14 protein-coding genes and 1 riboswitch are annotated in these 16,428 nt (G+C 57.8%); of the genes, 6 read left to right on the forward strand and 8 right to left on the reverse strand.

Features of this window, described 5'->3' with window-relative positions; all coding sequences use genetic code 11:
• Positions 1–106 precede the first annotated feature (106 nt).
• The gene (gene lysA / locus H522_RS0110875) at positions 107–1,441 is read left to right on the forward strand and encodes a diaminopimelate decarboxylase (protein WP_026962332.1); all 1,335 of its coding nucleotides are present in this window, start codon (positions 107–109) and stop codon (positions 1,439–1,441) included.
• Between the two features lie 24 nt (positions 1,442–1,465).
• On the opposite strand, the gene H522_RS0110880 is transcribed toward lysA, so the two are convergent.
• Genes H522_RS0110880 through H522_RS0110890 form a run of 3 tightly spaced genes read right to left on the reverse strand, consistent with a single transcriptional unit; the run spans position 1,466 to position 2,278 of the window.
• Positions 1,466–1,720 (reverse strand): hypothetical protein, encoded by a 255-nt coding sequence (locus tag H522_RS0110880; protein ID WP_026962333.1) that lies wholly within the window; start codon positions 1,718–1,720, stop codon positions 1,466–1,468.
• A 15-nt stretch (positions 1,721–1,735) separates the two neighbouring features.
• Complete coding sequence (locus H522_RS0110885) at positions 1,736–1,987, reverse strand: hypothetical protein (protein ID WP_026962334.1); 252 nt, start codon at positions 1,985–1,987, stop codon at positions 1,736–1,738.
• 39 nt (positions 1,988–2,026) lie between these two features.
• Complete coding sequence (locus tag H522_RS0110890; protein ID WP_026962335.1) at positions 2,027–2,278, reverse strand: hypothetical protein; 252 nt, start codon at positions 2,276–2,278, stop codon at positions 2,027–2,029.
• 145 nt (positions 2,279–2,423) lie between these two features.
• Here H522_RS0110890 and H522_RS0110895 point away from each other — a divergent pair, with 145 nt between their 5' ends.
• The gene (locus H522_RS0110895) at positions 2,424–3,938 is read left to right on the forward strand and encodes a fumarate hydratase (protein WP_035453566.1); all 1,515 of its coding nucleotides are present in this window, start codon (positions 2,424–2,426) and stop codon (positions 3,936–3,938) included.
• Between the two features lie 19 nt (positions 3,939–3,957).
• Here H522_RS0110895 and H522_RS18965 read toward each other — a convergent pair whose 3' ends face one another.
• The 3 genes from H522_RS18965 to H522_RS0110910 form a co-directional block, all read right to left on the reverse strand.
• Positions 3,958–4,722: a polysaccharide deacetylase family protein gene (locus H522_RS18965; protein ID WP_162143504.1), complete on the reverse strand. Its 765-nt coding sequence runs from the start codon at positions 4,720–4,722 to the stop codon at positions 3,958–3,960.
• A gap of 153 nt (positions 4,723–4,875) precedes the next feature.
• Positions 4,876–5,757, reverse strand: a complete 882-nt coding sequence (locus H522_RS0110905; RefSeq protein WP_051344182.1) for a LysM peptidoglycan-binding domain-containing protein — start codon at positions 5,755–5,757, stop codon at positions 4,876–4,878.
• 3 nt (positions 5,758–5,760) lie between these two features.
• A riboswitch (cyclic di-AMP (ydaO/yuaA leader) is annotated at positions 5,761–5,919 on the reverse strand.
• A 104-nt stretch (positions 5,920–6,023) separates the two neighbouring features.
• Positions 6,024–7,328: a lipopolysaccharide biosynthesis protein gene (locus tag H522_RS0110910; RefSeq protein WP_026962338.1), complete on the reverse strand. Its 1,305-nt coding sequence runs from the start codon at positions 7,326–7,328 to the stop codon at positions 6,024–6,026.
• Positions 7,329–7,416: 88 nt separating this feature from the next.
• Here H522_RS0110910 and H522_RS22140 point away from each other — a divergent pair, with 88 nt between their 5' ends.
• From H522_RS22140 to H522_RS0110925, 3 genes are all read left to right on the forward strand, one after another.
• Positions 7,417–9,270: a pyrimidine-nucleoside phosphorylase gene (locus H522_RS22140; protein ID WP_026962339.1), complete on the forward strand. Its 1,854-nt coding sequence runs from the start codon at positions 7,417–7,419 to the stop codon at positions 9,268–9,270.
• A gap of 107 nt (positions 9,271–9,377) precedes the next feature.
• On the forward strand, positions 9,378–11,249 hold the full coding sequence (gene pepF / locus H522_RS18970; protein WP_245578088.1) for an oligoendopeptidase F: 1,872 nt from the start codon (positions 9,378–9,380) through the stop codon (positions 11,247–11,249).
• Between the two features lie 74 nt (positions 11,250–11,323).
• Entirely contained in the window at positions 11,324–12,121 is a 798-nt protein-coding gene (locus H522_RS0110925; protein ID WP_026962340.1) for a GNAT family N-acetyltransferase, read from the forward strand.
• On the opposite strand, the gene H522_RS20590 is transcribed toward H522_RS0110925, so the two are convergent.
• Together H522_RS20590 and H522_RS18980 are read right to left on the reverse strand one after the other, a co-directional pair.
• Complete coding sequence (locus H522_RS20590) at positions 12,110–13,723, reverse strand: two-component system sensor histidine kinase NtrB (protein WP_051344183.1); 1,614 nt, start codon at positions 13,721–13,723, stop codon at positions 12,110–12,112. The genes H522_RS0110925 and H522_RS20590 overlap by 12 nt on opposite strands.
• A 159-nt stretch (positions 13,724–13,882) precedes the next feature.
• Positions 13,883–14,683, reverse strand: coding sequence for a pyrroline-5-carboxylate reductase dimerization domain-containing protein (locus H522_RS18980; protein ID WP_051344184.1), 801 nt, complete (start codon positions 14,681–14,683; stop codon positions 13,883–13,885).
• A 195-nt stretch (positions 14,684–14,878) separates the two neighbouring features.
• Here H522_RS18980 and rpoN point away from each other — a divergent pair, with 195 nt between their 5' ends.
• A complete protein-coding gene (gene rpoN / locus H522_RS0110945; RefSeq protein ID WP_051344185.1) occupies positions 14,879–16,228 on the forward strand; it encodes an RNA polymerase factor sigma-54 in 1,350 nt (449 codons plus the stop codon).
• The last annotated feature ends 200 nt before the right edge of the window (positions 16,229–16,428 follow it).

Consider the following 16,428-nt stretch of genomic DNA (forward strand, 5'->3'; position numbering starts at 1 on the left):
CTGCTCTATCCTCTCGACTCGTCTTCTTGTCCTTCTATTGCAATGTCCATAGTTCTTGCATAGAATCGTATATAATTTCAATCGGTCGAAGGGGGCGGGCGGATTCGTGCACTTGTCGGGAACTATGGAGATAGGTGGAGACGGCCGTCTGTATATTGGCGGCTGTGATACCACCGAGTTGGCCGCCCGCTTTGGCACGCCTCTCATCGTCTATGATGAGGCGCTCATCCGCGAAAACATTCGCCGGTTTCATCGGGCGTTTGAGCGTCAAGGGGTGCAATACACGGTTGCCTACGCGGCCAAAGCCTTTTGCACCATCGCGATGTGTCAACTGGCGAACGAAGAAGACTGCGCCCTGGACGTTGTCTCCGGTGGTGAACTCTATACTGCACTGGCAGCCGGTGTGCCTGCCGAGCGGATCCACATGCACGGGAATAACAAGACGCCCACCGAGTTGGCGTATGCGCTCGACGTTGGCATCGGGGTCGTGGTTGTCGATAATTTTCATGAGTTGTTTCTGCTTGATCAGTTGGCCCGGGAAAAAGGGATGACCGTCCGCATTCTCCTGCGGATTTCACCCGGGGTCGAGGCACACACCCACGATTACATCATGACCGGACAGCAGGACAGCAAGTTTGGTTTCGACTTAGCCAGTGGGCAGGCAGCCGAGGCGCTGCAGACGGCTTCCACCTTGACGGGGGTAGAGTGCATCGGTCTGCACTCGCACATCGGGTCGCAGATCTTTGACAGCGCGGGCTTTGTTGCGGCCGCGGAGCGGTTGGCTAGCCTCTACAGAAACGGATTAGAACTCAGCTTGCCGTTTTCGGTGCTCAACCTCGGGGGCGGGTTTGGGATTCGTTACACCGAGGGCGATCCGGTGCTTGATGTCGAGCGTTTGATTGCCGACATGGTGCAGGCGGTCGCCCGTCAGTTTGAGGGCGTGGGTATGCCAGAAATCTGGGTGGAGCCGGGGCGTAGTATCGTCGGCGCTGCCGGCGTGACACTGTATACGGTCGGATCGATGAAAATGATTCCGGGTGTCCGCAATTACCTCGCGGTAGACGGGGGCATGACCGACAACCCGCGTTATGCGTTATATGGAGCGAAATACCAAGCCCTGCTTGCCAATCGGGCGAACGAACCGGTAGCAGATGTTTGGACAATCGCCGGGAAATGCTGCGAGAGCGGCGATTTGCTGACACGGGATACGCCGCTCCCGAACCCACAGAGCGGCGACATCTTGGCCGTGCTGGCTACGGGGGCCTACAATTATTCGATGGCCAGTCATTATAATCGTTTACCAAAACCGGCGGTCGTGTTTGTCCGGGATGGCGAGGCCCAACTGGTTGTCGAACGCGAGACGTGGCAAGACATCCTGCGGCAAGATCGGCCGCTGCGACGAGCGCCGCAGCCGGTGACGGCGGGCGTTCCACACGCTTGAAAGCCTGGGGTGGAAGGGCTGCCGTCAGGGGCCTTCCAACATTGGGGTGGCGTTGTTTTTCAGGTCGTTGTCGAGGGTGGGCTGCCCCACAGCCATCCATGTATTCAACGCTCCAAACATGGTGTATTCAAAGGCGAATTGGCCGTAATTTGTGCCCAGAAGACTAAGGTTGGGAGAGTTCGCGTCCCAACCGTTTTGCATGTTTTGACCCGAAAAGACGCCGACTTGGTTCGAAGAGCCGCCAAAGACGATGCCGCCCAGGTTGACAATCGCAGCCACCGAGCTTCACTCCCTTCACCCGGTAATCATGGGGGATGCGTTATTCTTGATGTCCGTATCGATGACCGGCTGCCCTAGCCACCAACGGTCCTCAACGAAGGCAACGAGAGCTATCTTTTGTGACGCGTTCCCAGACATAGTGCCCATGGCATTGACCGTCGGGGAGTTGGCATCCCAGTTGTTTTGCATATTTTGTCCCGAGAAGACGCCGACACAGTTGGAGGCGCCACCAATATTAAGCTGTCCAATCTGCACAAACGCGGGCATCCCGGATTCCTCCCTTATCGTGTGTATCCGGCCAGCCTCTTATGTCCCAATGGTCAAAGGGCTGTGATTCCCTTTCCAATCCCCGTCATAAATCGGCTGGCCATAGATGCTGCGACTCTGCACCCAAGCGAAGTGGCAGTGGCTGCGATTTGCGTCTCCCATCGAGACGCCAAATGCGACCGTCGTGGGACTGTGGGAATCCCACGCATTTTGAATGTTTTGTCCTGTAAAGATACCCACGTTGTCGATCCATCCGCCGCTGTGGATGGCACCGAGCTGCACAGAAACCATAACGACCGCCTCCTTGTTCGTCACGGTATGCGTGGTGGAAGGCATTGGTGCGTCCACAGCGGCATCTTCGGTAACTGGCGAAATTCGTAAGTGATATAATAGAAAAGGCGAACTGATACGTGAGGGGGAACCGGCCGTGAACACGATGCAGGAGAGCATTCTGCAACTGATAACGGAAACATCGACCAACCTACCGCCCGACGTCCGGCGAGCGATTAAACGGGCGCAGCTGCAAGAAGAGTTCGGAACCCGAGCGGCTTTGGCGCTCAACACGATTGTCGACAACATCGTCTCTGCGGAAGAAGACGTACAGCCGATTTGCCAAGATACGGGCATGCCCACGTTCATTGTCCACTGTCCCGTGGGATTTAACCAGTTGACGCTGGCGGAAGACATCCGCGAAGCTGTGCGGGAGGCTACGCGGCGGGGTGTGCTGCGGCCGAACTCGGTGGATCCATTGACCGGGAAAAACACAGGGGACAACCTCGGGCCGGGCACTCCGGTCATGCACTTTCACCAGTGGGACAAGGATGAGTTGGACATCCGACTGATTCTCAAAGGCGGCGGTTGCGAGAACAAAAACATTCAGTACGCGCTGCCGACGGAGCTGGAGGGGCTGGGCCGAGCCGGCCGTGACTTGGAAGGCATTCGCAAGTGCATCCTGCACGCAGTGTACCAGGCGCAAGGTTACGGGTGCAGTGCGGGCTTCATCGGCGTCGGCATCGGCGGCGACCGCACCACAGGCTACGAATTGGCCAAGGAACAGCTGTTCCGAGAACTGGACGACACCAATCCCAACGAGATCCTGGCCGAACTGGAGAAGTACATTATGGAAACCGCTAACCGATTGGATATTGGCACCATGGGGTTCGGCGGCAAGGTGACCTTGCTCGGCTGCAAGATTGGGGTCATGAACCGTATCCCAGCCAGCTTTTATGTCTCCGTGGCATACAACTGCTGGGCATTCCGGCGTTTAGGGATTGTAGTCGATCCGTCCACCGGTGCGATTCGGCGCTGGCTCTACCGCGACCAGGAGGAGAAGCTGGAGCGTCCGACCGAGGCGTTCAATACCGAAAACGCCATCGTTCTCGAAGCGCCCATCTCGGAAGAGCAAATCCGTAAACTCAAGGTGGGCGATGTGGTCCTGATTCGGGGAGAGATTCATACCGGGCGTGACGAATTGCACAAATACCTGATGCATGCCGATTCCCCGGTCGACCTTCAGGGCGGCATCCTGTATCACTGCGGCCCGGTCATGCTCAAGGATGAAGACGGGAACTGGCATGTCAAAGCCGCTGGACCGACGACCAGCTCCCGCGAAGAACCCTATCAGGCGGACATCATTGAGAAGTTTGGGATTCGCGCCGTCATCGGCAAAGGCGGCATGGGGGCCAAGACGTTGGCCGGCCTGCAAAAGAGCGGCGCGGTCTATCTGAACGCGATTGGCGGAGCTGCACAGTACTACGCACGTTGCGTCAAGCGCGTGACCGGCGTGGATTTTCTCGATCAGTTCGGCGTTCCCGAGGCGATGTGGCACTTGGAAGTCGAAGGGTTCCCAGCTATCGTCACGATGGACGCGCACGGCAACAGCCTGCATAAAGAGGTGGCCGACCACTCGCTCGTCAAGCTGGAAGACTTGAAAGAGCCGGTGTTTGCCTAAGCCTCAGCGGGGCATCGGATCAGCGGGACGGCGGTTTGCGGCTCGGTGCCGTGGGTACGCCGAGCCGCGTCCCGCGATAGTGTTCAGGCAGGACGGCGAACGTATACCCGGTTTGCTTCAAGTAATGAATCACCTGGGGCAGAGCTTGTACCGTGTAACGGCTGCTGGTGTCGATGCCGTCGTGCATAAGAATGATGGACCCAGGCCGCGTATCGCGTTCTACGACCTGCAAAATCGAGTTGGCTCGTGTCGCCCGCCAATCGTTCGTATCCACGGTCCACATCGCAATCGGGTGACCGAGTTTCCGTACAGCCTCCACGTTGTGGGGGTTCAGGATGCCCCCAGGCGGTCGAAAATACATCGGTCGCACGCCGCAGGCTGCCTGAATGGCCTGGTCGGCGCGGCGTACTTGCGCCTCCACCCAGCGTTGATTCTGATCGACAATGAACGTGTGGTAATACCCGTGGTTGCCGATTTCGTGCCCTTCACGATGCATACGCCGAACCAGCCACGGGTATTTTTGTGCCCGAAAGCCAAGGACAAAAAACGTGGCATGAACGTGTTCGCGCGCCAAGATGCTCAACACCTGCGGCGTCCATAACGGATTCGGTCCATCGTCGAACGTCAGGTAAACCACTTTTTTCGTCGGCGTGGCTGCGTAAACGGCAGAGCCTTGTTTTTCATGAACGGGCATCAGCAAGGAGGCGGTGCAAAAGGTACTGACAAACGCGAATTGGGAGAGCCGGCGTCGGAACCGGCTAGAGGTTTTCAAATTCCAGCGCATGGTGCATCTCACCCCTGTCGGAGTATGCGGCGGGGTAGGCGCATTTATACAATACAATTCGGCCGGGGAGGCTTCCTCCCCGGCCGAATCGACTGACCGTCCAAGACGACCTGCGACCATGCATCAGTTTTACGATGCATCGGGCCACAAAATTTACTTGAGAATATAGACCTTCACTTGCTGAAGACCAAACTGACTGGCTTTTGCTTGGCTGGTCGGAACATAGATGTCAATTCGAGTGCCGTCAATTGCACTTCCCACGTCGGTGGCGTGGGCAATCATACCACCTGTCGGCAGGCCGTCAAACGAGTAGCCGGTGATGTATACCGTGGAACCCAGCGGAATGACGGACGGATCGACCGCAATCGTGCCCACCTTGAGCGGATGGCCGTAGTAATCGACCGGTCCCCAGCCGTTTTCATCCGCCGCCGCGGTATACGCGGAGGCGGTACAGGTGATTTCCTTCGTGTACGATACCGGGGCGTTGCTCACAGCTTGGGTGTGCTGGGACGTTTGGACGGACGTCGTTGCCTGAGTCAATCCGGCTTGGGTCTTTGGGTATGCGCGGGCGGCGTGCCGCTCTGTCGGAACTTGAATATCGGCATCCGTCGTCTGCACCGCGGCTTGCGGGCCTTTAGGCAGCCAAACTGTCATCCCAGGCTGCAGATGATACGGGTCCACGCCGGGGTTTAACGCGAGCACCGACTGCAGGCTGACACCTAGACGGCGTGCGAGTTTCCAAAACGTGTCGCCCTTAGCAATCGTATAAGCCTGACAAGCCTGACGCTGATCTGCACGGGTTTTCTCAGGCAGTTGGACCTTCAAACCGGGATACAAATTGAGCGGATTTACATCAGAATTGGCGGCCAGCAACTGGCTAAGCGGAATGTGCTGTTTGTGTGCAATGGACCAAAAGGTATCGTTGTTGTGAATGGTATAGGTACGTGTCGATGCCAGTGCCGGAACGCTCAGCATCGCCATCGTCGATCCGGCCGCAGCCAAAGAGAGACTCCACTTTTTCATTGAGAAACGCAATCGATTCACTCCTTTGTTTGCCGACGAGGTTAGTTGTCGGGTTCGGATTGTGAGTATCAACCCTGCGCAGACTTCTCTGCGGTTCACCCCGAGCCTGTCACCGTTCCCAGGCAGAAAAATCCCCCGTACTTCACGGCATGGAAGTTTTGGCCCAAACAGCGTAACATGAACAGTAGGACAGGGAAACCCACAAATCATGGCCGCAATGCCATCCGTGTGGCGCCGTTGGTAGACTTTGTCCCTCAAGTGCGTGCCCGGACAACCTTTCACCCTTCGTTGTCTGGGAATCGGCGTACCAACCGCCACAGCTGCCGATAGGGAGAGAGGTCTTCGGCGGAGACTCGGTAGAGGCGACCGGGATGGGAGTGGTTGACGCTGCAAAACCAATAAACAGAAACGGCGTAGGACAACAGGTAGGAGAGTGTGGAAGCCGAGGCGGCGCCCAACAGCCCATGGGCAGGAATCCACAGCCAACCGCAGACCACATTGGTCGTCAAACAGAGTCCATTCATCCAGATGGCGGTACGGGGTTGGCCCAGCTGGTGAATCGTGAATTGCAGGATGACGTTGTTGGCGGCTTTGGCGACGAAACCGGGCAACAGAACCAGGGCGGGCAGAACCGCATCCATGTAACGGTGACCGAAGACAGCCGGAATGAACCAAGGATAGACAAGGGATAAACCGAATGCCGCGCAACTGGCCGTAATCAGGGTGTGGCGCGACGACAATTCGACGATTTGTACCGCGTCCTGGCGATCCCGCCCGGCGAGGCGGCGATATACGACCTGTACAATCGATCCGGAAATCTGTACGAGGACTTCGCCGGCGGTGACGGCGATGGCGTAGTCGGCGGCGGCCGTCGCACCGGCCAGCGCGGCGACCAACCAGAAGTCCACCCGATAGTTGGCGTAGTTCACAAGGTTGCAAACGGATTGCCAGGCTCCGTAGTGAAACAGTCGCTGCGCGTGGTTCCGGTCCCAGCGCCAGCGCCAGGCGCCAGGTCCGATGCAGCGGTAGGCGATCCATAGTCCTACACCTGCCGCCACTACCCAACTGGCGAGCCAAGCTCCGTAAGTCCGACTCAGCAAATCCACGCCAGATTTGGGCAGATACAAAGCGCAGGGGTAGAACAGGACAAAAGTGAGTGATTGCAGGGTGTTGGCCCGGTTGAGTTGCACGATGACGCCAGACCCCTGCAACAGGCTGCTGGCGTATCCAAACAGCGCGGCCAAGGCCAAGACGGGACCAGCCCAGAACAGAGAATGCGGGATACGACCTGTAAACCACCACGCCATCGTCCAGGTACTCAGCCAGATACACGCCGCCGAGAGCACCATCAGCGGGTTGCCGGCACGCGTTATCGCAACTCCTTTCTCTGGTCGTTTGGCAAGCGCAAAGGCGTGAAAGACGGAAAAGCCGTTGAGGTACGTCTGCCCGAGCAGCATGATGGTCGTCGTAAGCTGAAAATCGGCACGGTCTGCTTTACTTAGTACGCGCGCGGTCAACACGCCCGCGGCGAAGGCAAGGGCGGACACGGTCAATTTATACAAGAACGTTCGGGTCGTTAACATCGAAGCCTGCATATGGATTGGTGTGGCTCAAAATGGATGATTATAACCATACAATGCGCGCTGCGGCGAAAGTGCGAGGGGTGCAGGGATGCGAGCAGTTGACATCATTCACAAAAAACGGCTCGGCCAGGAATTGACGAAAGAGGAGATTGAAGCGCTCATTCGCGGATACCTCGCTGGGGACGTGGCGGATTATCAGATGAGCGCATTTGCCATGGCGGTCTGTTTCCAGGGGATGACACGTCAGGAAACGATTGACCTCACCCTAGCCATGGCCGCATCGGGCGAGTCGCTTGATTGGTCGGACTTGCCCGGAGTGACGGTGGACAAACACAGCACCGGCGGCGTTGGCGATACGACCACCCTGGTGTTGGCGCCCTTGGTCACCGCCGCAGGGGCCACGTTGGTCAAAATGTCTGGGCGGGGGCTTGGACATACCGGCGGCACCATCGACAAGCTGGAGTCGATTCCGGGATTCCACTGCCGGTTGACGGATGAGCAAATTCGACATCAGGTGCGCCAGGCCGGTCTGGCCGTTGCCGAACAGACGCACGGCCTGGCCCCCGCCGATAAGTACCTGTACGCGCTGCGTGACGTAACCGATACGGTGGATTCGATTCCGCTCATCGCCAGTTCCATCATGAGCAAGAAACTGGCTGCCGGCGCAGACGTCATTGTTCTTGATGTCAAGGTCGGCGACGGGGCGTTCATGAAAGACCTGACGAGTGCTCGCGAGTTGGCGAAGCTCATGGTGGACATTGGCCGTGCCGCAGGACGCCGTGTGGCTGCCGTCTTGACCCGGATGGAACAGCCGTTGGGCATGGCCGTCGGGAACGCACTGGAGGTGCGAGAAGCCATTCTCACTCTGCGTGGGCGCGGACCGGCCGATTTAACGGATCTATGCCTGACACTCGGCGCGCAGATGTTGGTGATGGCTGATTTAGCCCAAGACCTAACCGCCGCCAGGGCTCGACTGCATGAGGTACTCGAAAACGGACAGGCGCTGGCGAAGTTCAAGGAGTGGGTGCGGCTGCAAGGCGGGGACGCGCGTGTCGCGGACGATTTGTCGCTCTTGCCCCGGGCGCCGGTCGTTAAGACCCTAACCGCACAGGCCAGCGGGGTCGTAACTTCGATGCAGGCTGAGGAGATTGGCAAGGTCGCGATGCGGCTCGGGGCAGGTCGGGCGCGTCAGGGTGAGGACATCCGCCCAGAGGTTGGGCTGATTCTGCACCGAAAGACCGGCGAACCGGTACGGCGCGGGGAACCCCTTGTGGAGGTCCATGCGGCGACCGAAGCAGAGGCCAGACAGGCGATGGACGCACTCGCCGCGCTCATCAAGATTGAGGATGTGCGTCCGTTCACGGTGCCGTTGGTCTTGGAAACCATCATGCCCGAGGGGACGAACGGCCCCGAGAGGACGTATGAGATAGCTCAGGTCCAGCGGGGGCGGCTTGAGAGCGCGCAGTCTGAGGCGGTCCAACCGTTGGCGGAGCGAACGCCATCGGCCGAACCGAGCTCAGGTAACGCACGCCCGGATTGCGATTTGTTCGAAACGGCTCTTCGCGCCCGCGAACGTGCGTACGTCCCCTATTCCGGATTTGCGGTGGGCGCCGCGGTTCGGCTCGACGATGGTACGGTTGTCGCCGGGGCCAATATTGAGAACGCATCGTACGGTTTGACTAACTGCGCGGAGCGTACGGCGTTGTTTACAGCCTATGCGTCGAAGAAAGACGCCAAGGAACGGCCCGCGGTGACAGAGGTCCTTGTGGTTGCCGACAGTCCCAGACCTGTTACGCCGTGCGGGGCTTGCCGCCAGGTGATGGCCGAGTTGTGTCGATCCGATACCCGCGTTTGGCTCTGCAACCTGGATGGGCAGGTACAGGCGTTGACGGTGGGCGACTTGCTGCCGTTAGCGTTTACTCCAGAGCAAATGCACAAATAGGGGCAAACGATAGTCTGTGTGCCCAGAAGCGGTAAACGATGCGCATGCGCAGATTTTTGGGAGTTCATTTTATCGATAGACCAAGCATCGGGACAGGGGGATGTATCGTGAATCAACGCGACGTATTGTCGATTCAATGGGTTGCACAACGGAAGGCTGAGTCCGCGGGACCCACGCCAGATGTTCCTACTCGGGCGGACATTGACAGCAAGTACAAGTGGCGCCTGGAAGACATGTACTCGTCTTTAGAGGCGTGGGACAAGGAAGCACAGGAAGTGCGCGACTTTACGTCACGGCTGCTCGCCTTGAAGGGAAAGGTGACCGAATCTCCCGAGACGCTGTTATCTGCCTTGCGCCTGCAGGATGCAATCGGCGAGCGTCTGGCCCGGCTCTACGCCTTTGCCCGCATGCGCAGGGACGAGGACAACGCGAACGCGACCTATCAAGCGCTGACCGATAAAGCAACGGCTTTATTGGTGAAAACGGAAGAAGCCCGGTCCTACTTTGTGCCGGAAGTCCTGGCGATGGACGAGTCCACCTTGCGCCAGTGGGTGCAGGAAAATGCGGATTTAAGCCTGTACCGATTTGTGATTGACGAAATCCTGCGCGAGAAGCCGCACGTTCTCTCTGCTTCCGAGGAGCAGATTCTGGCCGCGATGGGCGAAGTTGGGGACGCGCCGAGCCAGATCTTTACGATGTTCAACAACGCGGATATGCGCTTTCCGAAGGTTCGGGATGAAGACGGGAACGAGGTGGAGCTGACACACGGGCGTTACATTCAGTTCCTGGAAAGCCGGAAGCGGGAGGTGCGTGAGGCCGCATTTCGGGCGATGTACGAAACGTATGGCAAACACCGCAACACCCTCGCGGCCATCTACGGATCGAGCGTGAAAAAAGACGCGTTTTACGCCCGCGTCCGTCGCTACCCGTCGGCACGAGAGATGGCGTTGTTTTCCGACGATGTGCCAGTTTCCGTTTACGATAATCTCATCAAGACGGTGCACGAGGCCCTGCCCGCCCTGCATAAATACCTCGCCTTGCGTAAGCGCGTCCTCGGACTGGAAGAGCTCCATCTGTACGACTTGTACACGCCGATTGTGGCTGAGGTCGACATGAAAGTGCCTTATGAGGACGCGGTGGAGACGGTTCTCGAGGCGGTTTCGGTCCTTGGGGAGGATTATCGCAAAACGGCGGAAGACGGAATCAAGCGCGGTGGCTGGGTGGATGTCTACGAGACGCGCGGGAAGACGAGCGGCGCGTACTCCTGGGGCGCCTACGGGGTTCATCCGTACATTCTGCTCAACTACCGGGACACGCTGGACAACATGTTCACCCTAGCGCACGAACTGGGTCATGCGATGCATACGCACTATTCCCACAGCGCACAGCCATACGTGTATGCAAGCTATACCATTTTTGTCGCCGAAGTGGCCTCAACTCTGAATGAAAACTTGCTGTTGCATCACCTCCTTGAGCAGACGGACGATCCGAAGCAGCGCGCGTACCTGCTGAATCATCAGCTGGAGACGATTCGCGGCACCGTGTTCCGGCAGACGATGTTCGCCGAGTTCGAAAAACTGACCCACGCCCACGTGGAGGCCGGCGAGGCGTTGACGCCGGAGTGGCTGTGTGACACCTATTATCAGTTGAATGAACAGTTCTTTGGCGCGGTGTGTATGGTGGATAAGGACATCGCCCTGGAGTGGTCGCGTATCCCTCACTTTTACACCCCGTTTTACGTGTACAAGTACGCGACCGGGCTGTCTGCGGCTACCGCACTCGCGCAGAAGATCTTGAACGACGGTCAGGAAGCCGTAGAGCGGTACATTGCGTTTTTAAAGAGCGGTGGATCGGACCATCCGATTCCGCTGCTGCGCCAGGCAGGGGTGGATATGGAATCCCCACAGCCGGTGCGCGATACGCTCGCTTTGTTCAGTCAGCGCGTCGATGAACTGGCGGAACTGATTGACCGCGCCTAAGCCGGGCGCGGGGGCGGAACATGGCAGCTGCGTCCCGCAGCTGCCGTGCAATCCTCAGATGGAGGATGTGTGTTATGGCGGCAGGACTCCGGAAATGGGTGTCTGTGCTCTCGGTCATGACCGCTGTGGCTGGATTTACAGGTTGTGTGGTGTTGCGTCTGCGGGGCGTGGCGATCCCGTTGTGGGACATCGTGCTCATGATCTATGGGGGAGTCTTTTGCTTGTTCCTATTTTTCGATTCAGCGAGCCGCGGATTAGCCCAGGCACGCCAGGCAGCCGACGCCCGTCGCAGGGTACCACCGCGTAGAACGCTCAGGCCGGAACAGCAAGTGGTGGTTACCGGGAGTCGTCTTGAGGTGAAACTGACAAGGGCTCGCCGGGAGGATGCTGAGGTATTTCAGCAAATGGCGGATACTGCGGTGGCCGAGGTGCTCGCGCTACAGAACCAACGACCCGCTGACCATCCAGAGCTGCGGGTCATGGACGCGAGAGCCTGGCTTGAGTCCTCGGGGATGTATGCGTTCTTCATCCTAGCTGATGACGATTGCGTAGGGAATTGTGCGGTCGACGCGTTCGATACGACTGCCCGTATACGTTTGTTTTACGTCGCCAGTCCATGGCGTCGGCAACATGTTGGGCGCCAGGCCATGCGACAGCTGTTGGAGTTCTTGTCCCTGACTGGGGTGGAAGAAGTGCTTGTGGAATTCGCGCCGGAAAACCTACGTGCACGAAATTTCTTCGCAGTATGTGGCTTCCGACCGGCTGCGGCGGGGGCAGACGAAACCAACCTGTGGAGGTCATTGGCACATCAAGAGCCGGTACATCAGGGAGTGGGGACTTCGTCAAGCGGGGATGAGACGTCACGCGGATGAGGCTTCCGGTTTTGCACGATGTAATCGAATGGAAACGGTCGTCCCCTCATTGATAGCACTTTCGACGTGAATGCTGCCCCCGTGTTCTTCAATGATCTGTTTACTAATAGCCATGCCCAAACCTGTACCCGTCTCTTTGGTCGTGAAGAAAGGCTGAAACACCCGTTCCAACTGTTTGGGTGTCATTCCGCAGCCAGTATCTTGGACGACGATACAGACTTCATCCCGTTCTGCGCTCAACCGCACTCGGACACAGTCCCGCGGTGTGCAGGCCTGCAGTGCGTTTTGAATAATGTTCAACAACACTTGCTTCAACTGATTGGCGTCCGCGTGCACCCACATCGGTTCGGGCCCGATTTCTGTTTCAAAGCTGACCCCGCGTAGGGAGGACTCGGGCTGCACAAATTGCGCCAGACTCGATAAAACCTCATTCAAATTCACGCGAGTGAAGTGTGTGTCCTGGGGCCGAGCCAAAGACATAAAGTCTTTGACCAGCATGTTGATGCGGTCCAGTTCTCCCAATGTAAGGTTAATAAAACGCCGGTCTTGCTCCGATGTGAGGTGTTCTGTGATGAGCTGCAAAAAGCCACGGGCGGAGGTGAGCGGGTTGCGAATTTCGTGGGCAATCCCCGCAGCCATAGAGGTGAGCAACAGCATTTTCTCCAAGTCACGCGCCTGACCTTGCCACCGCTTGGATTGTGTGACGTCACGAAAGAGACCGAGTTTCCGTCGTACCTGGCCGGTTGGGTCGGTGAGCGTACGGACGTCGGCGACATAGGTTCTATCCCCAATCACCAGTTCGCAGATTTTCCCTTCTTCGTTCCGGGTCATCTGCAGCATCCGTTGGCGGGTCTGCGGATCCACCGGAATGGGGTGGCGCTCATCCATGAGGTCGCCCAACTCATCCAGAAATACGAGGTGATATTCCATTTGACTAACCAGGCCCAAATGCATGCGCATCAAGTCTTGTCGCTGTTGTTCCATTGACCACCAGTTCGTCAGCGCTACCACAGCAGACTGCGCCAAAACCGATATATCAGGCCCCTTCAACGTACAGGTATCCGTCTGGATGCAGAATGCGCCAGCCATGCGCTTACTATCGCGGGGCTGTACCGTCGCCGCCACGGCGAATCGACCGCATCCGTCCAAGGCATCCGTGTTCTTTGCTGAGCAGATCCCACCCGTCTCGAGGGCCTTGGTTAAGGCGGGGTGCGCATGCGGGCCCTGGAAAAGGTTGGTTCCCATTGCCACTCCCGACTCAACGAGGGATGAGATCTTTTCCGCGTGGCCGATGAGGTCGAGCAAGTAGCCCTCCGGGCACACCACCAGCACCGTGATGTCAGGGTGGCCCAGCCGTTGTAGAACCGGTTCGAAGTGCTGGCGGGCAGCTCGAAGCCAGGTCAGGTTATGATGAATGCGGTTACTCAGTTCCGAATCTGTTAACTGAGGCTTGTCCCGTTGCGAATCCAACAGCGGCGCCGAGCACACGCGCGTTTCATGTCCGTCACAGACGCGCGATCCGGTCTCGCCGGACAGGTCACCTGCTGTTCGAATATCGGACCGCACGCATGCATGCTGAGAGAGCACAGATGCCTGGTCCAAACCGCGTCACCTACCCGATTAATCTGTCTACAAATATTATCAACCTTTTCTTCGAGAAGGACAAGACGGTATTCGATGGAGGAAATGAGATTCGACAAAACTTGTCAATTTACGTCGTTATATTCATGTTCAGGAAGCCCGGTTGACAGGTCTTTAGGATCACGAATTGCCGGAGTTAGCCGCCATCTTGGGGGGATGGCCAGTGCTTGTCGTTTGGTGCAGGCGCACAAAGACTTCTTGTACATCGTTGCCAAGGCTCTCAAGGCCAAGCTGAGTAATCCCTCCGGGAATCGCCACGCGGCGGATGATCTCCGACAGGGCGTAACCACTCTTCAACAACTCGCCGACACCAATCAACATGTGGCTGAGAATGTATTCGCATTCCGCCTGGCTGAGGTCGCCCACGCGCGAGGCGGCGATGGACCACTGGGTCAGGATATGGGCGAGAAAGGCAGGGCCACAGCTCGCCAAATCGGAACTTATACGAAGTTGTTCTTCATCGACGATAAACGGGGTTGCAATACGCCCAAACAAAGCCTCGAACGGCTCCTGGTACCCTTCAAAACGGCTGCCGTAGCAAATCAACACGACCCCGCTCTGAACATTTTGTGTGACACTGGGGATGACTTTGGCTACCCGTGCTGTGGTTTGCTGTTCCCAGACTGAAATGGGGACCTGGCTGATAGTCGTGGCCAGGGTTTGGCACGGTTGCAGTCGGGGACCGATTTCTTTCATCACGTCCATGGCGTCTGCTGGCCGCGTGCAGAGCAGGATGAGGTCGCATGTGGCAATCAGGTCTGGCAGCGAGTCCGCGATGCGGATGCGGCTGCATTCACGCTGAATGGCCTCCGCTTTATGTACGGATCGATTAAAAATCGTGACCTGACCATCCGGCAGCCGCCCAAACGCCCGCGCCAGCATGCCGCCAATCACTCCGGTGCCGATGATGCCAATCCTCACGACAATCACCTCGCTGCCTATCATGTAGTTATGTGTATTCGGAACAGGCTTGTTTGTTTCTCTGTCAAGTCGGCGACCGCGGAGCATACCTTGATAGAAGCAGGAAAATTCGCGCCAGACGGCGAATCTTGATATCAGGTGCGTGTTCGTGCCGCGCATATCGAATTCGCTTGATGGGGAGATGGGGGTGTGAGTATGGATATGCAAAGTATGGATATGCAATATGAGCTGGTCCAAGAACAGACGCAGAAGCTGGTGATGACGGTACAGATGCGGCAGGCGATAGAGCTTTTGCAGTGCGCCACCGTAGAGTTGGACCAGATGGTCGCGTCATTGTCGCTGGACAACCCCCTGGTGGAATACGAACCCCCGCAAGTTGGACGCAAAGAGCTATGGAAGTGGTTAGAAGAAAACGATAAAACACCGCGCAGTCCACGATGGTCTGACGATGACACCGAAAGGCCTGCAGCCCATCTTGCCGCCGAACCGAATCTTTGGGATGAACTGGACCTTCAGTTGCGGACGGCTGATGCTCCGCCCCGGGTGGTACAACTGGCGCGAAGGTTGCTTGGCTTCATCGATGAGAACGGTTACTTAGTTGAACTACCGCCAGCGGAAGCGTGGGGTCACGCCGCTTGTTACCTCGATGAGGCGATTGCCCTCCTGCAAAGTTGCGATCCGCCCGGGATTGGCGCCCGCAGTCTCAAAGAGTGTCTGCTTCTGCAGGTGAACTCGGCGCCGGTTTCCGTGCGGCCGCTTTTACGGCGATTGATAGAGGATCATTTGGAAGACGTGGCGTCCGCCCGCTGGCAGCGGATGGGCCAGGCGCTCGCCGAGCCCAAGGAGCATATACAAGAAGCAGTCGATGCGCTGCGTCGGCTGAATCCTCGGCCAGGGCTGAAGTATGCGACGGCCGCGCCTTTATATGTGGTACCCGAACTCACAGTGCGCAAGGTGGAGAACCGGTATGTGGTTCTCCCGTACGAGGCCGCCTATCCGAAACTGCGGTGGAACCGCAGCTATTTGCGCCTTATGGAGGCGCCGCCCGATGCGGCGACGGCGGAGTATCTGCGCAGCAAACAACAGGCGGTTGAGTGGTTAGCTCGCTGCTTAGAGCAGCGGCGACTTACGCTGCAGCGCGTGGGTGAAGCTATCGTCGCCGCCCAGCAGGCGTTTTTTGAATTCGGTCCGGGCGCTTTGCGGCCGCTCACACTGCGCGAAGTGGCCGATGAGCTGGGAATGCACGAGTCGACGGTCAGCCGCGCCACACGCGGGAAGTACATGCAGACCCCGCGTGGCATTCTGGAATTGAAAGCGTTTTTTAGCACGGAACTCAGTTCGGAAGGTCAGAGTGTATCCGCTGAGGCGGTCAAAGAGCAGATTCGCCAGTGGGTGGCGGCGGAAGACCCGCGTCATCCGCTATCGGATCAGGCGATTTGTGAGCGCCTCAAGGCGGCTGGAATTCATGTGTCGCGCCGTACCGTTGCGAAGTACCGGGAACAGATGTCGATTCCATCTTCCAACAAACGTCGGCGGCTGGCCTAAACCGATGACTCGCCTTAAGTTGGACTGTTCGCGAGCGCCAGCGCGGTCCAACTACCACTGCGATCCGAAACGGACACGGATTATTGTACGGGCATACGGGGAACGTCACGGCTCAGACTTTTTGTTCGAGTGCCGTTGCAACTGGACCGGCAAGTGTCTAGAATGGAATCGCAGGATATTATTTGGCGCTGACGGGACAA

The sequence above is a fragment of the Alicyclobacillus herbarius DSM 13609 genome (assembly GCF_000430585.1).
GTDB classification, from domain to species: Bacteria; Bacillota; Bacilli; order Alicyclobacillales; family Alicyclobacillaceae; genus Alicyclobacillus_G; species Alicyclobacillus_G herbarius.